Consider the following 14612-nt stretch of genomic DNA (forward strand, 5'->3'; position numbering starts at 1 on the left):
TTAAATGATTGTTGAAGAAATGATGAAGAAGGAAATCTTTACACTTACAGAAAATCACCTCATTGCTGATGCACTCCAACTCATGCGTGATCAAAAAATCCGCCATTTGCCCATTATCGATGAAGCCAATCACCTGATCGGCTTAGTAACAGATCGAGATATACGGGATGCGACGCCTTCTATACTAGATACAGTTCAATTAAAAGAAGGCCTCTCACAACCAATTAAACGAATTATGAAAACGGACATTATTTCTGGACACCCATTAGACTTTGTAGAGGATATCGCTGCGACCCTTTACGAGCACCGCATCGGTTGTATGCCCATTCTCAACGATAACCAATTAGTCGGCATTGTGACTCAGACAGACCTCCTTCATACTTATGTAGAATTAACAGGTGCCCATCAGCCAGGGTCACAAATCGAAGTAAGAGTGCCTAATCGTACAGGTAAGCTCTTTGAGGTTACCTCCGTATTTCGTAATTTAAAAGCCAATATTCTTAGTGTCCTCGTCTATCCAGATAAAGAGGATAGTAATTATAAAATTATAGTCCTTAGAGTCCAAACAATGAATCCGCTTTCTCTTGTAGACAAATTACGTGAGGAAGGACATTCTGTACTCTGGCCTATAGATCCAAGGAAGTGAACATCATGGACCGTTCTGTTTTTTTATATTCTGATGCATTACTTAACTATCGCTTTAATGCTGAGCACCCTTTTAATCAGCAACGCTTAAAATTAACTTTAGATTTACTACAATCTATCCATGCGATAAAAGACACGCAAATGATTGCACCTAGAATAGCAACAGAAGAAGAATTATTACTCATTCATGATCCAGGTTATGTTCGTGCTGTAAAGTTAGCAGGTAATGATGAGCTTCCCCAAGAGCAGGCAGAGAGTTACGGGCTTGGAACCGAGGATACACCTATTTTCCCTCAAATGCACGAGGCCAGTAGCTTACTTGTTGGAGGCGCATTGACTGCCGCTGATTATGTCATGCAAGGGAAGGCAGAACACGCCCTTCATTTAGGCGGGGGACTTCATCATGGCTTTAGAGGTAAGGCATCTGGATTTTGTATCTATAATGACAGCTCAGTGGCAATCAAATATTTACGAGAAAAGTACAATGCCCGTGTCCTTTATATTGATACGGATGCTCATCATGGTGATGGTGTACAATGGGCGTTTTATGATGACCCAAATGTATGTACATTATCTATCCATGAAACCGGTAGATACTTATTTCCCGGAACAGGGAATATTAACGAAAGAGGTCATAGTCATGGATATGGCTATTCTTTTAATATACCTTTAGACGCTTTTACAGAGGATGATTCGTGGCTACATGCATACGAAACGTCCTTTAAAGAAGTAGCAGCGTTTTTTAAACCAGATATTATTTTCACCCAAAATGGTGCTGATGCGCATTACTTTGATCCGTTAACACATCTTTCGGCAACAATGAGAATATATAAAGAAATACCAAGGCTCGCTCACCAACTCGCTCATCAATATTGTGAAGGAAGATGGATAGCCGTTGGTGGGGGTGGATATGATATCTGGCGGGTAGTTCCGAGAGCTTGGTCACTTATTTGGTTAGAAATGATTGAAAATTCAAGCGGAACAGGACCATTACCTTCTGATTGGATTGAAAAGTGGGAAAAGGAATCTCCATTTAAGTTGCCACAAACTTGGGAAGATTCATCGGATATATATAATCCCATTCCAAGAAAAAATGAAATCACTGAAAAAAACGCTAAAACGGTGGAAAAAGCGCTTTATCCCTTAAGAGGAAAAAATGAATGAAAAATGAAGTAAGGCGCAAAGTTTTGGGACAGAAGTTATTAAGTAATGATAAAGGTTAGGAAACATAACTAACATCACCTATTGATCTATGAGCTAAATTATCAATATAGAAAGCTGAACTATTGTAGCATGTTCCCGATGTGTGAGCTTGTCTAATCATAGTTCGGCCTTTTTAGTTGAGTTGCTGCAAACCTTTTGTCCTAACCTCTTCTCTTTTATGAAGAAGTAGCTAAACATTGTAACAGAGTGTAAGCAGCTTGCTGGGCGCTGACAGTAAGAAACACATATTATGATTCGTATTCTTTTATATTTACTGTTATATTCTTATTTTTCCGGCAGAAAAAAATCCTGCGAAGCATTCAGATCTTGTTTTCCTTTTGAGTAACTTGCTAATCCTTTTTGCGAAGCGCTCAGCTCTGGTTTTGTTCCTGAGTGACTTGCTATTCCCTTTTGCGAAGCGCTCAGCTCTGGTTTTTCTTCTGAGTGACTTGCTAATCCTTTTTGCGAAGCGCTCAACTCTGGTTTCCCTTCTGAGTGACTTGCTAACATCTTTTGCGAAGCGCTCAGCTCTGGTTTTTCTTATGAGTGACTTGCTATTCCCTTTTGCGAAGCGCTCAGCTCTGGTTTTCCTTGTGAGTGACTTGCTAATCCTTTTTGCGAAGCGCTCAACTCTGGTTTTCTTTCTGAGTGACTTGCTAACATCTTTTGCGAAGCGCTCAGTTCTGGTTTCCCTTCTGAGTGACTTGCTAACATCTTTTGCGAAGCGCTCAGCTCTGGTTTCCCTTCTGAGTGACTTGCTAACATCTTTTGCGAAGCGCTCAGCTCTGGTTTTTCTTCTGAGTGACTTGCTATTCCCTTTTGCGAAGCGCTCAACTCTGGTTTTGTTCCTGAGTAATTTGCTATTCCCTTTTGCCAAGCGCTCAACTCTGGTTTTCTTTCTGAGTGACTTGCTATTCCCTTTTGCGAAGCGCTCAGCTCTGGTTTCCCTTCTGAGTGACTTGCTAATCCTTTTTGCGAAGCGCTCAGCTCTGGTTTTTCTTCTGAGTGACTTGCTATTCCCTTTTGCGAAGCGCTCAGCTCTGGTTTTGTTCCTGAGTGACTTGCTATTCCCTTTTGCCAAGCGCCAACTCTGGTTCTCTTTCTGAGTGACTTGCTAACATCTTTTGCGAAGCGCTCAGCTCTGGTTTTCTTTCTGAGTGACTTGCTAACATCTTTTGCCAAGCGCTCAGCTCCGGTTTCCCTTCTGAGTGACTTGCTATTCCCTTTTGCGAAGCGCTCAACTCTGTTTTGTCCCAGTCTCTGCTTGTTTTAACTTAATAGGAACACGGGAGTCTATTCTCCAAGATTCTCAATTTCATTGTAAATAGATGTGATGTCATTAATTGTTTGCATAAATTCTTGGTCCTCGATGAATGCCTCAGATAATGTCCCTTTCTCCAAACCTTCCTCAAGCTTAACTAAATGCGTAGATAATGCTTCATTTTGTTGCACCAACTCAGCATGCAGACTATCAATTAATTCTGGTGCTTCAGTGTTTTCAATTGTATCGATGGCATTTTGTAAATCCTCTACATTTTTTTCCAGTGATGCTGCAACATTCTCATCCGTTATCGCTTGCTCTGCTTGTTCCGGAAATTCGTTGGCAAACTGTGTAATCTCATTCATATAATCTTCCACATCATTTACGTAAGCCAACGTATTTTTTGTATCTTCAATTGGCGAACACGCAGACAAGCTTAACAACATACCAAAAGCTGCAAGGTAAACTTTTGTTTTCATCCCTTATCTACCCTTTCTTTTCTTTAACTGTTCTTTTATGATTGGCACTGCTTTCTTCTTCAAAAACTTCACGCCTTCTTTTTGAATGAGTCTCTTTAGTAATTTTTTCACAGCCATTAGTCTTCACTCCTTCATAAATGAGTTAGTGTTTCTTTTTTAAAAGCACGACAAAAACCCTTACCAAAGAAACTTGGTAAAGGTCTCGCAAACAACGAATGTTGCCAATAAAGCCGAGGGAGAGTCCCTGTATTGACGACTTTACTGTAACTGCTACTCCCCTTTAGACAAAAGGTAGTTGTATATTTAAGTTTTCCCAATTATACCATGCCCATATTTAACCTGCAACTGATTGCAACCTTCATCTGAAAGAACAAGTCGATGACAGTAGCCCAATCAAGCTTAGCCTTCCACTCCTTGGGATGCATCCCACTTTCCTTGTAATTTGCGCAACAAGATGATTTGACCCGTATGATACGCCGTATGCAAATAAAGATGACTCAATGCCTCACTGGCATTATTCATTACTAAATCATCCGCTGCTTCTAGGTTTTTTTTCCAATCATTATATAATTGATGAATCCTCTCTCTCGTGTGAGAAAAAGTTACCCCTTCAGCCAACTGAAAAGTATTTTCTTTAGCTTCATCAACTGGTTCTTCTTTGAAGCGATGCAAGTATCTTTCATTATAATAAAGAAGATGTGTCGTGATTTCATGGATACTATGAACGTCTTCGTTCGGTTTCCAATTTGCTTCTTCATCACTCAAGTTTGTTATGCTATTCAGCAAACTAACAAACCACCCATTTTCATGATGTGATGCATTTAATTGCTCGTTTAATACCTCCCTTAATTCCATCACTTTGCCCCCTTTTGCATCTTATATCCAAACATCATTTTCAGCCGTCAATGATGATTTCACCTCTCCTGTATTAATCACTCCTTTCGGTTCAATTAATATGACATGGCACTCTTCTTTTGCATATGGACAATGTTCTACTCCCTGAGGGACAACGAATAAATCACCATTCTTTAATACCACATCTTCTTCTCTCATGCGAATCGTTAATTCACCTTTAACTACCAAAAATACTTCGTCTGTATCATCATGCTTGTGCCACACGAACTCCCCTGAGAATTTAGCGACCTTCAATTGATAATTATTCATTTCTGCAACAACTTTTGGAGACCAAAACGTATGAAATTTTGTTAGTTTTTCTTGAATGTTAATGGGTTGATTGTTCATTTTTATGCCTCATTTCCTTGTGAAATAACTTTATTCATTTCTTTTGCTGCACTGATTGCCTTCGTATCTTTTTCGATATCTCTCGGTTTATTTCCTTCACCCAATATATATCCTAAAAACTTCATTCCCATAAAATCAAAGATGTACTGAAATTGTTGAATCATTGGTAATCCCTTGATCGTTGGCTGATCTCCACCAACAGCTATGACATAAGCTTGTTTATTTTCCATGCACTTCTTAAAGTGTTTCATTTCGGGATCCCTGAGTGTTTGGGACCAACGATCGATAAAATTCTTCATCATACCGGACATACTATACCAGTAAATAGGTGTAGCAAATATTAACGTTTCATATGTCATTATTTCTTGAATTAATTGTTGATAATCATCATCCACTAGAGGAAAACCGCCTTCACTATGTCGATGATCCTTTATAGCATCTATTTGATAGTTAGATAAATGAAATTCCTTAACTTTCACCCCATTTATCACTTGTTTCGTCAACCATTCAGTATTCCCGCTTTTACGTGTTCCACCATATATAACTGCTATTTTCATTACGATTCACTCCTCTAGTTTCCTATCATATTAAGTTTAATCTGTTTCTATTAATAGATACAGATGATAATATAGATATCATCAATCGAAAAATACGATCAATGCAGAAGGTGAAAAAATGGATATGAAGCAATTAAAGACCTTTCAAAAAGCGGCCACTACTTTGAATTTTACAAAAACTGCAAAAATGCTTAATTTTGCACAATCAAGTGTAACCGCTCAAATTAAAGCATTAGAAGCAGAACTGCAACACCCACTTTTTGAAAGGTTGGGAAAAAAGCTTGTCTTGACCGCTACCGGTAAAGAATACAAGAAGTATGTTGACCAAATGTTAAGGTTAAATGATGAGGCACTACAAAAAATAAGTGACAAACAGTTTAGAACAGCCTCCTTAACAATTGGCGCACAAGAAAGTCAATGTACTTACCGACTTCCACGAGTTTTACAATTATTTAAATCACAGTTTCCTCATGTAAAATTGACGTTTAAACCTGCCCATTCTGATGATTCAGCAAGAGCACTTATAGATGATGGTACACTCGACCTTGCCTTTATCATGGATGTGAGAAAAACCCCTGAGACCTTACTGACAGAGACATTAATAATTGAAGAGTTAAAAATGGTGGCAGCGCCAGAGTATGCAATTAAATCAAGCGTTACCCTAAAAGATTTACAAAATGAATCATTTCTCTTAACCGAAATCGGATGTGCCTATCGCACTTTATTGGAGCAGACTTTAGCGGGGGAAAATGTTTTTTTGCATAACAGTATTGAGTTTGTGAGTATAGAGGCCCTTAAACAATGTGTAATAGCTGGACTAGGTGTGGCTTTTCTTCCCGCCATGGTCGTCAATAAAGAGCTTCACAACGGTCAATTAAAAGAAGTTATTTGGCCAAACGAACACATTCAACTCTATACACAAATAGCTTGGCATAAAAACAAACAAATGACACCACCACTACAAGCATTTATTGATTTAACTAGAAACGTATTTAAAGAGGAGAGAAAAAAAGCTGTTAGTTCTTATTAATAAGAGTTAATTCTATTATCGATAGCTTGGCAGTTACTATTTAATGATCGTCTCCACTATGTGAAATAATGTCGTAACAAGTTGTAACGCAAACAATCTAAATTTGCGCAAGGAAACAAAATTTACTAATGAAAAGGCTAACACCACCATCGCTCGGCTTTCACTTCTGCTTTTCCACTCTTGTCCATCATTTCCTTATATGAAAAAACCCAATCCGATTTGATCAGATTGGGTTTTTACTATCGCCTATTACTCTCATAAAAATTTTGATTGAGCGCTCAATCATCAATCATTTTTATTTATAAGAATGCCACTGTTGTTTCAACACTACATGGTTTTTTTGCATATATTGTAGACTTGCAACAAGCGCAAATCCTATCATAAGAAAAATGACAACCATGCCGATGACTCCATGCCATTCGTAGCGCGACCAAAAGAAACCAGCAACTGTGCCACCGACACTAGAGCCGAAATAATAAAGAAATAAATAGAGCGAAGAGGCTTGTGCTTTGTCATGTGTTGCTCGTTGGCCAACCCAACTTGAAGCAATGGCATGTGCCCCGAAAAAGCCAAATATAAAGATAGATAAACCTAAAAGAATGCCGATGATATGAGGTATAGCCGTACAAACTGTACCCACTATGGCCAAGGTGAAATAACTAACTAACATCTTCTCTTTACCGTAAGAACGAACAAGTTTTGCGTTAATTGTAGAACTAACTACACCGATTAAATAAATAAGAAATAACCAGCCAATCGTTGCATGACTATATGAAAATGGCTCGCTCATTAATAAATAACCAACATAGTTAAACAATGCCACATTGCTGCCTAATAGTAAAAAACCGATAAAAAACAAAGCTAACAACATTGGATCTTTAAGATGGTCAATTAAAGAATTGGATAATGAACGAAGGTTTAATAATCTCGGTTTAAAGAATTTTGAATCAGGTAAACTTCGTTGAAAATACATTGTGGCAATAAAGCCAATCAGTCCCACGCCAAGGATAGCAATTTGCCAGCTGAAGTAATCTGTAATAACACCCGTAAACACACGCCCAAAGACAGCGCCTGTGGCATTCCCACTAATATAAAGGCCCATTGCCTTTCCTAAACTTTTCGGATCCATTTCCTCAGATAAATAAGCCATTGCAATAGAAGGCAGGCCTGCAAGTGTCACACCAATGAGCACACGATAAATAAGTAATATCTCAAAAGAAGGACTAAATGCTGTCAAAATACACAGAAATGAGGAAATGAACATGGAATAAACCATAATCGGTTTTCTTCCCCACACCTCTGATATAGACCCAAAAAATAACATACTAATCGCTAAAACTACTGTTGTCAGGGAGAGGGAGAGACTTGCTTCTGCTGGGGTAATAGAAAAAATCTTCGAAAACTCCGGTAGTAATGGTTGCATGCAATAGAGTATGGCAAAAGTATTAAAACCCGCTGCAAAAAATGCGATATTCACTTTTTTAAAAAGGTTGGTACCTTGCTGTATGCCGTTCATCAATTCATGTTCTCTTCTTTCTTTTAGAATAGTTCTTCTAACATATTCTTTAATATTAAACATCGTACCACCTTTGAATCGATATGTATAATGCATTATAATAATAAAAATAATGCATTAATGTAATGGAAAAGAGTGAGTCTATGGATATTCAACAACTGCTTTATTTTCGAACTCTTGCGGAAACAGAACATATGACACAATCAGCAGAGAAACTATTGATTTCTCAGTCTGCATTAAGTCGTTCCATTGCAAGGTTAGAAGATGAATTAGGCGTGCCATTATTTGAAAGACAAGGGCGTGCTATTCACCTTAATGCTTATGGGGTTATTTTTTTGCGAAGAGTAGAGAAAATCATTCAAGAATATGTAGAAGCTAAGCAAGAAATTCAAGACCTTATTCAACCGCATACTGGAACGATTTCTCTTGGCTTTCTCCACACATTAAGTACCAACATTATCCCCGATATGATTTCACAATTCCGTGATTCTTACCCTGAGACACATTTCCGACTTAGTCAAGGAGCTTCACATGTCATGTTAGAGCAACTCTATAATGGGCAAATTGATTTATGTTTTATTGCACCTAATGAAAAAGATGATCAGGTAGGCTGGATGAAGTTATGGGAAGAAGAACTTTTTGCTGTCGTACCTAAAAACCATCGGCTAGCAAAGAAAAAATCTATTACACTCGAAGAACTAAAATATGAACCAATCATCCATTTAAAGAAAGGTTATTCTTTAAGAGAAACCGTTGAGGGGCTCTTTTTAGATGCAGGCCTCACGCCAAAAATTACGTTTGAAGGAGATGAGGCAGATACAGTCGCAGGGTTAGTTGCTGCAGAGCTTGGGGTTTCAGTTTTACCTGATTTGAAAGGTATCAACAAAAGTAAGATTATACAAATTCCAATTAGTCGACCACATTGTTTCCGTATGATTGGTATTGCCTGGTTAGAAAGCCGTTATATGTCACCCATTACTAAAACGTTTAAAAAATTTGTGACAGACCAATATATCTCTTCTGGATGGTAAAATACAAAGCCATCCAGAAAGATATATTCAAAACCGATGTTGATGAAGATTCCCGAACCTTTCAAACCATGCTAATGCCTTCTGTTCAACTTTTTTCACATAAGCATTTTTTCCTTCTATATAGGCATGGATATCTGTCGAGTGCTTGATGGCCAACGATTCTTTTAAGGCACCATATTTTCCAGCTTCTAATGGATGAGTCCGTAAATAATCACGAAAGGCAAGATGTCTAATAATCTCCTTACTGTCTTTTGCAAAAAAATGAAGATGATGCGTACGATTATCATGTCCTTTTTGAAAATATCTTCTTCCTCTTATACCATTCTCTCCTCTTGCCTCATACCCTAATGCATTCATTTCAATTAAGTAATCATCAACCTCTGTAATATCTTTGACAACCGGTAATATATCAATAATCGGCTTGGCTTTAAGACCTGGTACTGAGGTGCTACCGATATGAAAAATGACTATCATTTTATCTTTGAAGACTCGTTTTAACTTCTGTGCCTCTACTTCAAAGGCCGTAGACCATTGTCTATCATAATTAAGTACTTCTACTTTCCTCATGATTACCTCCATTTCCTAGGATTGAATAGTCCCTCTATCTGTTCGAATAACGATTGGCGCTTCTTTAGCGTATTTATTTGAGAAAATCCACCTTCTACCAACAGGAGCAACAATAATATAAACTCCATCATCATATTCTCCGAAAAAGTTTAAATATTTCTCGTGTTTAATTGATTCGTTGTTTCTCACTGGTATTCCTTTATCTTGTAATTGCTGAGCAAGCTCTATTATATGGTTTGTAGCGATACCTACCTCACTTATATTTAAAAAATGAGCCTTATGAAAATGCGATTCACTAGCTACTGCTGACGTTTTTCTTGCAATCAATTCAACGATATTACCGGATGGATCCTCGAAATAGATCGCTTTTGCTTTCGCTTCCTTAAAGTCTGCCTCATCTTCCCCCTCCTCCATTGCCAATTTAACTCTATTACTTAACCAAACTTTCGCTGATTGAAGTAAGTTAGGTGGAATATTAATAGCAAAATGATAAAAAGATGCCTGTTCAATCTCCTCTTGAATGGTTAACAGACTTGTACCGACCTGAAATGTAATCTGTTGTTTAGATTCTTTATATACATTTAAACCCATCACTTCTTCATAAAATTTTCTCGTTTCATTGTAATTACCTACATATATTGTCAGCTCTTTTATTTGCATACGTTTCTCCTCCTTACCGTTTCTTTCATTATACAAAATGACCGCTGTTTAAAAGTCAGTCTATAGGTTGAGAAAAAACAGTTAAATATTATATGGTAAGGAGTAGGCATAGCTTTTTTTGGGACCAAAAAAATGAAAAAAGCTATAGAATCAATTAGATGATTCCATAGCTTCATTGTGTTTATACTCAGGATCAAGAATAATAACTTCTACTCTGCGATTTTTCTCCCAATTTTCTGAGCTATTATTTGCGGCAATCGGCCTTGTTTCACCGTATCCTACTGCAGTAAAACGAGACGGTTCTATTTCATTATTATCCACTAAATAACGAATAACACTACTTGCTCGAGCTGAAGATAATTCCCAATTCGATGGGTAGCGATACGTTTCAATTGGGCGATTATCTGTATGGCCCTCGACTCGGATAAGATTAGGCATTTCTTTGAGCATGACCCCTAAGCTTTCGAGAAAACCAAATGAATCTTCAATAAGATCGGCTTGGCCCGTTTCAAACAATACTTGCTCTTGCAGAATGAGCACAACACCTCTTTCATTTCGATTGGCTGTAATCACATTTTCCAACCCATTAGATTTTAGATAACTCTCAACTTCCTGAACAAGTGAATCAAGTGAATGTGGTGTACCTGTCTCTGTTTCATCTGGCACAGATTCACGTCCATCATCAGGTAATATTGATGAGCTAGATTGGAATATCCCTACTTTATTAAATGAATCTGAGACAGCCTTAAACTTCGTCATATCCACTTGTGACATCGAAAACAGAAGGATGAAAAAAACGAGAACGAGCGTAACAAGATCTGAATAGGTCACCATCCAAAGGGGAGCACCCTTTTTATTGTTCCTATCTCTTTTAGAACGGCGGTTATTGCGCCTCATGTTCAAAGTCCTCCGTTAGCTCTAGTCGCCCCTCGATAGATTTTTTCTCAGTTTCGGACAAGTAAACACTTAATTTCTCTCGTAAAATCGTTGGGTTCTGTCCCGTTTGAACACCAATTACTCCTTCAATCACAACCTGTTTATAAAAAATTTCATCATCCGTTTGTGATTCAAGTTTCGCAGCTAAAGGATTGAAAAAAAGATTTGCTAGTAAAGAGCCATATAAAGTCGTTAAAAGAGCAATTGCCATTCCGGAACCAAGTTCTGAGGGGTCATCCATATTTTTCAACATAAGGACTAGTCCAATTAATGTACCAATCATTCCCCAAGCTGGTGCATAATCCCCTGCTTTTTCAATAATATTCCTCCCTTTTCGATGGCGCTCTTCCATTGCATCAATATCGGCATCAAGTATATCCCTAATCATTTCTGGTTCAATTCCATCAACCGCCAACAACACACCTTTACGGATAAAAGGATTTGGTTCATTTACAACTTCTAACTCTAAAGATAATATACCTTCTCTTCTAGCACGGTCTGCTAACTTAACAAAGGTCTCAATCAGGCTCTCGATTGACCTTTCTTCTTTAGAAAAGCCTTTTTTCATTACTATAAAAGTCTTTCGTAAATCCTTCATTTGGAAGGATATAAAAAGACCTGCAACTATCCCACCAATGACAATAAAGATGGAAGAGAAATCAAAAAAATACTTGACCCCAGTCCACCCACCGGAAGCAACAATTCCAAAGATAATCATGATTACACCGACCATTAAACCAACTGGTGTTAACTTGTCTAACTTTCTCATTCTCTCTCTCCCTAATGACGAAATTAGAAAACTCGCCTATTGGCGAGTCTTGCAAGAGGTGAAGACAAGTTGTTCCTTATTAGCTGCAAAGACACTTATCTTCTCACTTGACCATTTTTTCTTACCTTAACATGTAAAAAGTGAGAATTACCTTGTAAACTCGGTAAACTCACTTTACATGTCTTTCCCTCTTTTTCTCATATCGGTCGGATGATTATTTTGTTGAGTTACGCTGTTCAATTCGGTGCGGAAGTACTACTGTGTGATCTGTGACTTCTTCCTTATTCATATACTTCGTCAATAATCTCATTGCAACTGCACCTATGTCATATAACGGTTGTACAACAGATGTAAGTTGTGGTCTCACCATTAAAGCTAATCTTGTGCTATCAGAGCTAATCACTTCTACATCCTGAGGTACGTGATACCCTTTATCTTGCGCCCCATGAACGATGCCCAATGCCATTTCATCTGAACCAGCAAATATAGCAGTTGGCTTGCTATCTAACTCTAACAACCGTTCAAATGCTTCCAAACCTGAGTCATATGTGTAGTCCCCTTCAATTACCCATTCTTCATGATACGGAATACTCGCGTCTTGAAGAGCTCTCTTATAGCCTTCTAATTTTTTCTCTGCATTGATTGGTTCTCTTAAAGGGCCAATCAGCAAGGCAATTTTTTCGTGACCTTTTTGAATAAAGGCTTCCGTGGCATCATAAGCTGCTTGTTCATAATCGATGTTAACAGAAGGAATGGTTTGCGACTTTTCAATAGAACCAGCAAGTACAATAGGTACAGGAGATTTCTCAAATTCCGTCACATGTGCTTCCTCTATATTACCGCCCATAAAAACAATCCCGTCCACTTGTTTTCCTAACATCGTGTTTAATAGATGTAACTCCTTGTCCATATTTTGATCTGAGTTACTTAAAATAATATTATACTTATACATCGTTGCGATATCTTCGATTCCTCTAGCTAACTCCGCGACAAAAGTACTCGATACATCGGGTAATATCACCCCTACTGTCGTAGTTTTTTTACTAGCAAGTCCCCTTGCAACAGCATTAGGGCGATAGCCTAAACGTTCAATTACCTCTAATACTTTTTTTCTTGTTGTCGGTTTGACATTAGGATTCCCATTGACAACCCTTGAAACAGTAGCCATTGAAACATTTGCTTCGCGTGCTACATCATAAATCGTAATATTCATGTCACACACTCCTTCTACTTTTTCTATATTAATAAAATGTATTTATGTATGTCATTCTTCTACAAACCTTATTTGTTCAGCAAGAATTGTAATTATGTATAATCATACGATACTTTTCTCTTCCCTCGCAACTTCATGCTGAAATATTTATGAAAAAGTCAAAAAATAGTTAGAATCTAACCTACATAACTGATATCCCAAAGTTCTATCCTATTGTTCAATTCCTCACATAATCTTGTAAAAAAATTAGAAACCACAACCAGCTTACTACAAATTTTTTTAAAAAGATATAAAAAAGCCGACTCAAGAGGGACGGCTACCATTCCCCTTAAATCAGCTTTATTATACCATTACACTTGAATTTGTGAAGGAAGTTTAAGTGCGTTCATGAATTGATCAAATTGATTTAAATCCATTTGCTGAGCGGAATCAGATAACGCCACTGCAGGATCTGGATGTACTTCTGCCATAACCCCATCAGCACCAATTGCAAGTGCTGCTTTTGCAGCTGGAAGTAATAAATCTTTTCTTCCAGTTGAATGAGTGACATCAACCATAACTGGTAAATGTGTTTCTTGTTTTAAAATTGGAACAGCCGTAATATCTAACGTATTTCTTGTTGCTTTTTCATATGTTCTTATACCTCGTTCACAAAGAATAATTTGGCCATTTCCTTGTGCCATGATGTATTCAGCTGCATTAATGAATTCTTCAATCGTTGCAGACATACCACGCTTTAAGAGTACAGGCTTATTGATTTGTCCTGCTGCTTTTAGCAATTCAAAATTCTGCATATTTCTAGCTCCAATTTGAATAACGTCTAAGTACTGCACTGCAGTTTCCATATCATTTGGGCTTACGATTTCTGAAATAACAGCTAAACCATATTCATCTGCTACACGTTTTAAGATCTTCAAGCCTTCAACACCCAAACCTTGGAAATCATAAGGAGAAGTTCTAGGCTTAAATGCGCCGCCACGTAACAACTTCAAGCCTTTAGCTTTCACAGCTTCAGCAACTGATGCCACTTGCTCATATGATTCTACTGCACATGGCCCAAAGACAAGATGCGGCTGTCCGTTACCGATCTGCTCTCCATTTATATCAACAATTGTATTTTCAGATTTTTTCTTACGGGATACTAATAATGCTTTGCGATGGTCATCCTTTTGTAATTCTAAACCAGCTTTAAAGATCTCCTTGAACATATGCTCAATTGTTGAGTTCTCAAAAGGTCCATTATTATTCTCTTTGATTAGATCCAACATCGCTCTTTCACGGACAGGATCATAACGATAGACTCCTTGTGTTTCCTTTACCCTTCCGATTTCTTGTACAAGTTCTGCTCTCTCATTAATTAAAGAAAGCAACTGAAGGTTAATTTCATCCACTCGGTTACGCAATTGCTCTAGTTCTTTACCCATAATAGTCCCATCCTCTCAATTGTTATTACATTAAAGCTTAATTCCGAAAAAGCGAAGATGAGTACAATACTTTCTTGCT

17 protein-coding genes are annotated in these 14612 nt (G+C 37.8%); 4 read left to right on the plus strand and 13 right to left on the minus strand.

Annotated elements, in window-relative coordinates; translation table 11 throughout:
- Positions 1–4: 4 nt before the first annotated feature.
- The gene (locus U9M49_RS18410) at positions 5–646 is read left to right on the plus strand and encodes an acetoin utilization AcuB family protein (protein WP_307316775.1); all 642 of its coding nucleotides are present in this window, start codon (positions 5–7) and stop codon (positions 644–646) included.
- A 5-nt stretch (positions 647–651) separates the two neighbouring features.
- Complete coding sequence (locus tag U9M49_RS18415; protein WP_322910351.1) at positions 652–1809, plus strand: acetoin utilization protein AcuC; 1158 nt, start codon at positions 652–654, stop codon at positions 1807–1809.
- Between the two features lie 324 nt (positions 1810–2133).
- On the opposite strand, the gene U9M49_RS18420 is transcribed toward U9M49_RS18415, so the two are convergent.
- The 6 genes from U9M49_RS18420 to U9M49_RS18445 form a co-directional block, all read right to left on the minus strand.
- The gene (locus tag U9M49_RS18420; RefSeq protein WP_322910352.1) at positions 2134–2325 is read right to left on the minus strand and encodes a hypothetical protein; all 192 of its coding nucleotides are present in this window, start codon (positions 2323–2325) and stop codon (positions 2134–2136) included.
- A 63-nt stretch (positions 2326–2388) separates the two neighbouring features.
- Positions 2389–3030 (minus strand): hypothetical protein, encoded by a 642-nt coding sequence (locus U9M49_RS18425; protein WP_322910353.1) that lies wholly within the window; start codon positions 3028–3030, stop codon positions 2389–2391.
- A gap of 111 nt (positions 3031–3141) precedes the next feature.
- Positions 3142–3588, minus strand: a complete 447-nt coding sequence (locus U9M49_RS18430) for a DUF6376 family protein (RefSeq protein WP_307316769.1) — start codon at positions 3586–3588, stop codon at positions 3142–3144.
- A gap of 399 nt (positions 3589–3987) precedes the next feature.
- A complete protein-coding gene (locus tag U9M49_RS18435) occupies positions 3988–4443 on the minus strand; it encodes a DinB family protein (protein WP_095372239.1) in 456 nt (151 codons plus the stop codon).
- A gap of 21 nt (positions 4444–4464) precedes the next feature.
- The gene (locus U9M49_RS18440) at positions 4465–4830 is read right to left on the minus strand and encodes a cupin domain-containing protein (protein ID WP_095372238.1); all 366 of its coding nucleotides are present in this window, start codon (positions 4828–4830) and stop codon (positions 4465–4467) included.
- 2 nt (positions 4831–4832) lie between these two features.
- Complete coding sequence (locus tag U9M49_RS18445) at positions 4833–5387, minus strand: flavodoxin family protein (RefSeq protein ID WP_095372237.1); 555 nt, start codon at positions 5385–5387, stop codon at positions 4833–4835.
- A gap of 118 nt (positions 5388–5505) precedes the next feature.
- Here U9M49_RS18445 and U9M49_RS18450 point away from each other — a divergent pair, with 118 nt between their 5' ends.
- A complete protein-coding gene (locus U9M49_RS18450) occupies positions 5506–6417 on the plus strand; it encodes a LysR family transcriptional regulator (RefSeq protein ID WP_322910354.1) in 912 nt (303 codons plus the stop codon).
- A 295-nt stretch (positions 6418–6712) separates the two neighbouring features.
- On the opposite strand, the gene U9M49_RS18455 is transcribed toward U9M49_RS18450, so the two are convergent.
- Positions 6713–7933: an MFS transporter gene (locus U9M49_RS18455; protein WP_095373627.1), complete on the minus strand. Its 1221-nt coding sequence runs from the start codon at positions 7931–7933 to the stop codon at positions 6713–6715.
- Positions 7934–8076: 143 nt separating this feature from the next.
- Between U9M49_RS18455 and U9M49_RS18460 the strand changes: the two genes are divergently transcribed.
- Positions 8077–8964 carry a LysR family transcriptional regulator gene (locus U9M49_RS18460; RefSeq protein ID WP_095372235.1) on the plus strand — a complete coding sequence of 296 codons (888 nt, stop codon included), beginning with the start codon at positions 8077–8079 and terminating at the stop codon, positions 8962–8964.
- Between the two features lie 27 nt (positions 8965–8991).
- On the opposite strand, the gene U9M49_RS18465 is transcribed toward U9M49_RS18460, so the two are convergent.
- From U9M49_RS18465 to U9M49_RS18490, 6 genes are all read right to left on the minus strand, one after another.
- A complete protein-coding gene (locus U9M49_RS18465; protein ID WP_307316759.1) occupies positions 8992–9531 on the minus strand; it encodes a GrpB family protein in 540 nt (179 codons plus the stop codon).
- A 15-nt stretch (positions 9532–9546) separates the two neighbouring features.
- Positions 9547–10191, minus strand: coding sequence for a hypothetical protein (locus U9M49_RS18470; protein ID WP_307316757.1), 645 nt, complete (start codon positions 10189–10191; stop codon positions 9547–9549).
- A 150-nt stretch (positions 10192–10341) separates the two neighbouring features.
- A complete protein-coding gene (gene motS / locus U9M49_RS18475) occupies positions 10342–11088 on the minus strand; it encodes a flagellar motor protein MotS (protein ID WP_322910355.1) in 747 nt (248 codons plus the stop codon).
- Positions 11075–11896 (minus strand): flagellar motor protein MotP, encoded by an 822-nt coding sequence (gene motP, locus U9M49_RS18480; protein WP_322910356.1) that lies wholly within the window; start codon positions 11894–11896, stop codon positions 11075–11077. The genes motS and motP overlap by 14 nt, the downstream gene beginning before the upstream one ends.
- Positions 11897–12110: 214 nt before the next feature.
- A complete protein-coding gene (gene ccpA, locus U9M49_RS18485) occupies positions 12111–13109 on the minus strand; it encodes a catabolite control protein A (RefSeq protein WP_224938773.1) in 999 nt (332 codons plus the stop codon).
- A gap of 350 nt (positions 13110–13459) precedes the next feature.
- Positions 13460–14533: a bifunctional 3-deoxy-7-phosphoheptulonate synthase/chorismate mutase gene (locus U9M49_RS18490; RefSeq protein WP_285840908.1), complete on the minus strand. Its 1074-nt coding sequence runs from the start codon at positions 14531–14533 to the stop codon at positions 13460–13462.
- Positions 14534–14612: the final 79 nt, after the last annotated feature.

Source organism: Cytobacillus sp. OWB-43, assembly GCF_034651445.1.
GTDB lineage: Bacteria > Bacillota > Bacilli > Bacillales > Cytobacillaceae > Cytobacillus > Cytobacillus kochii.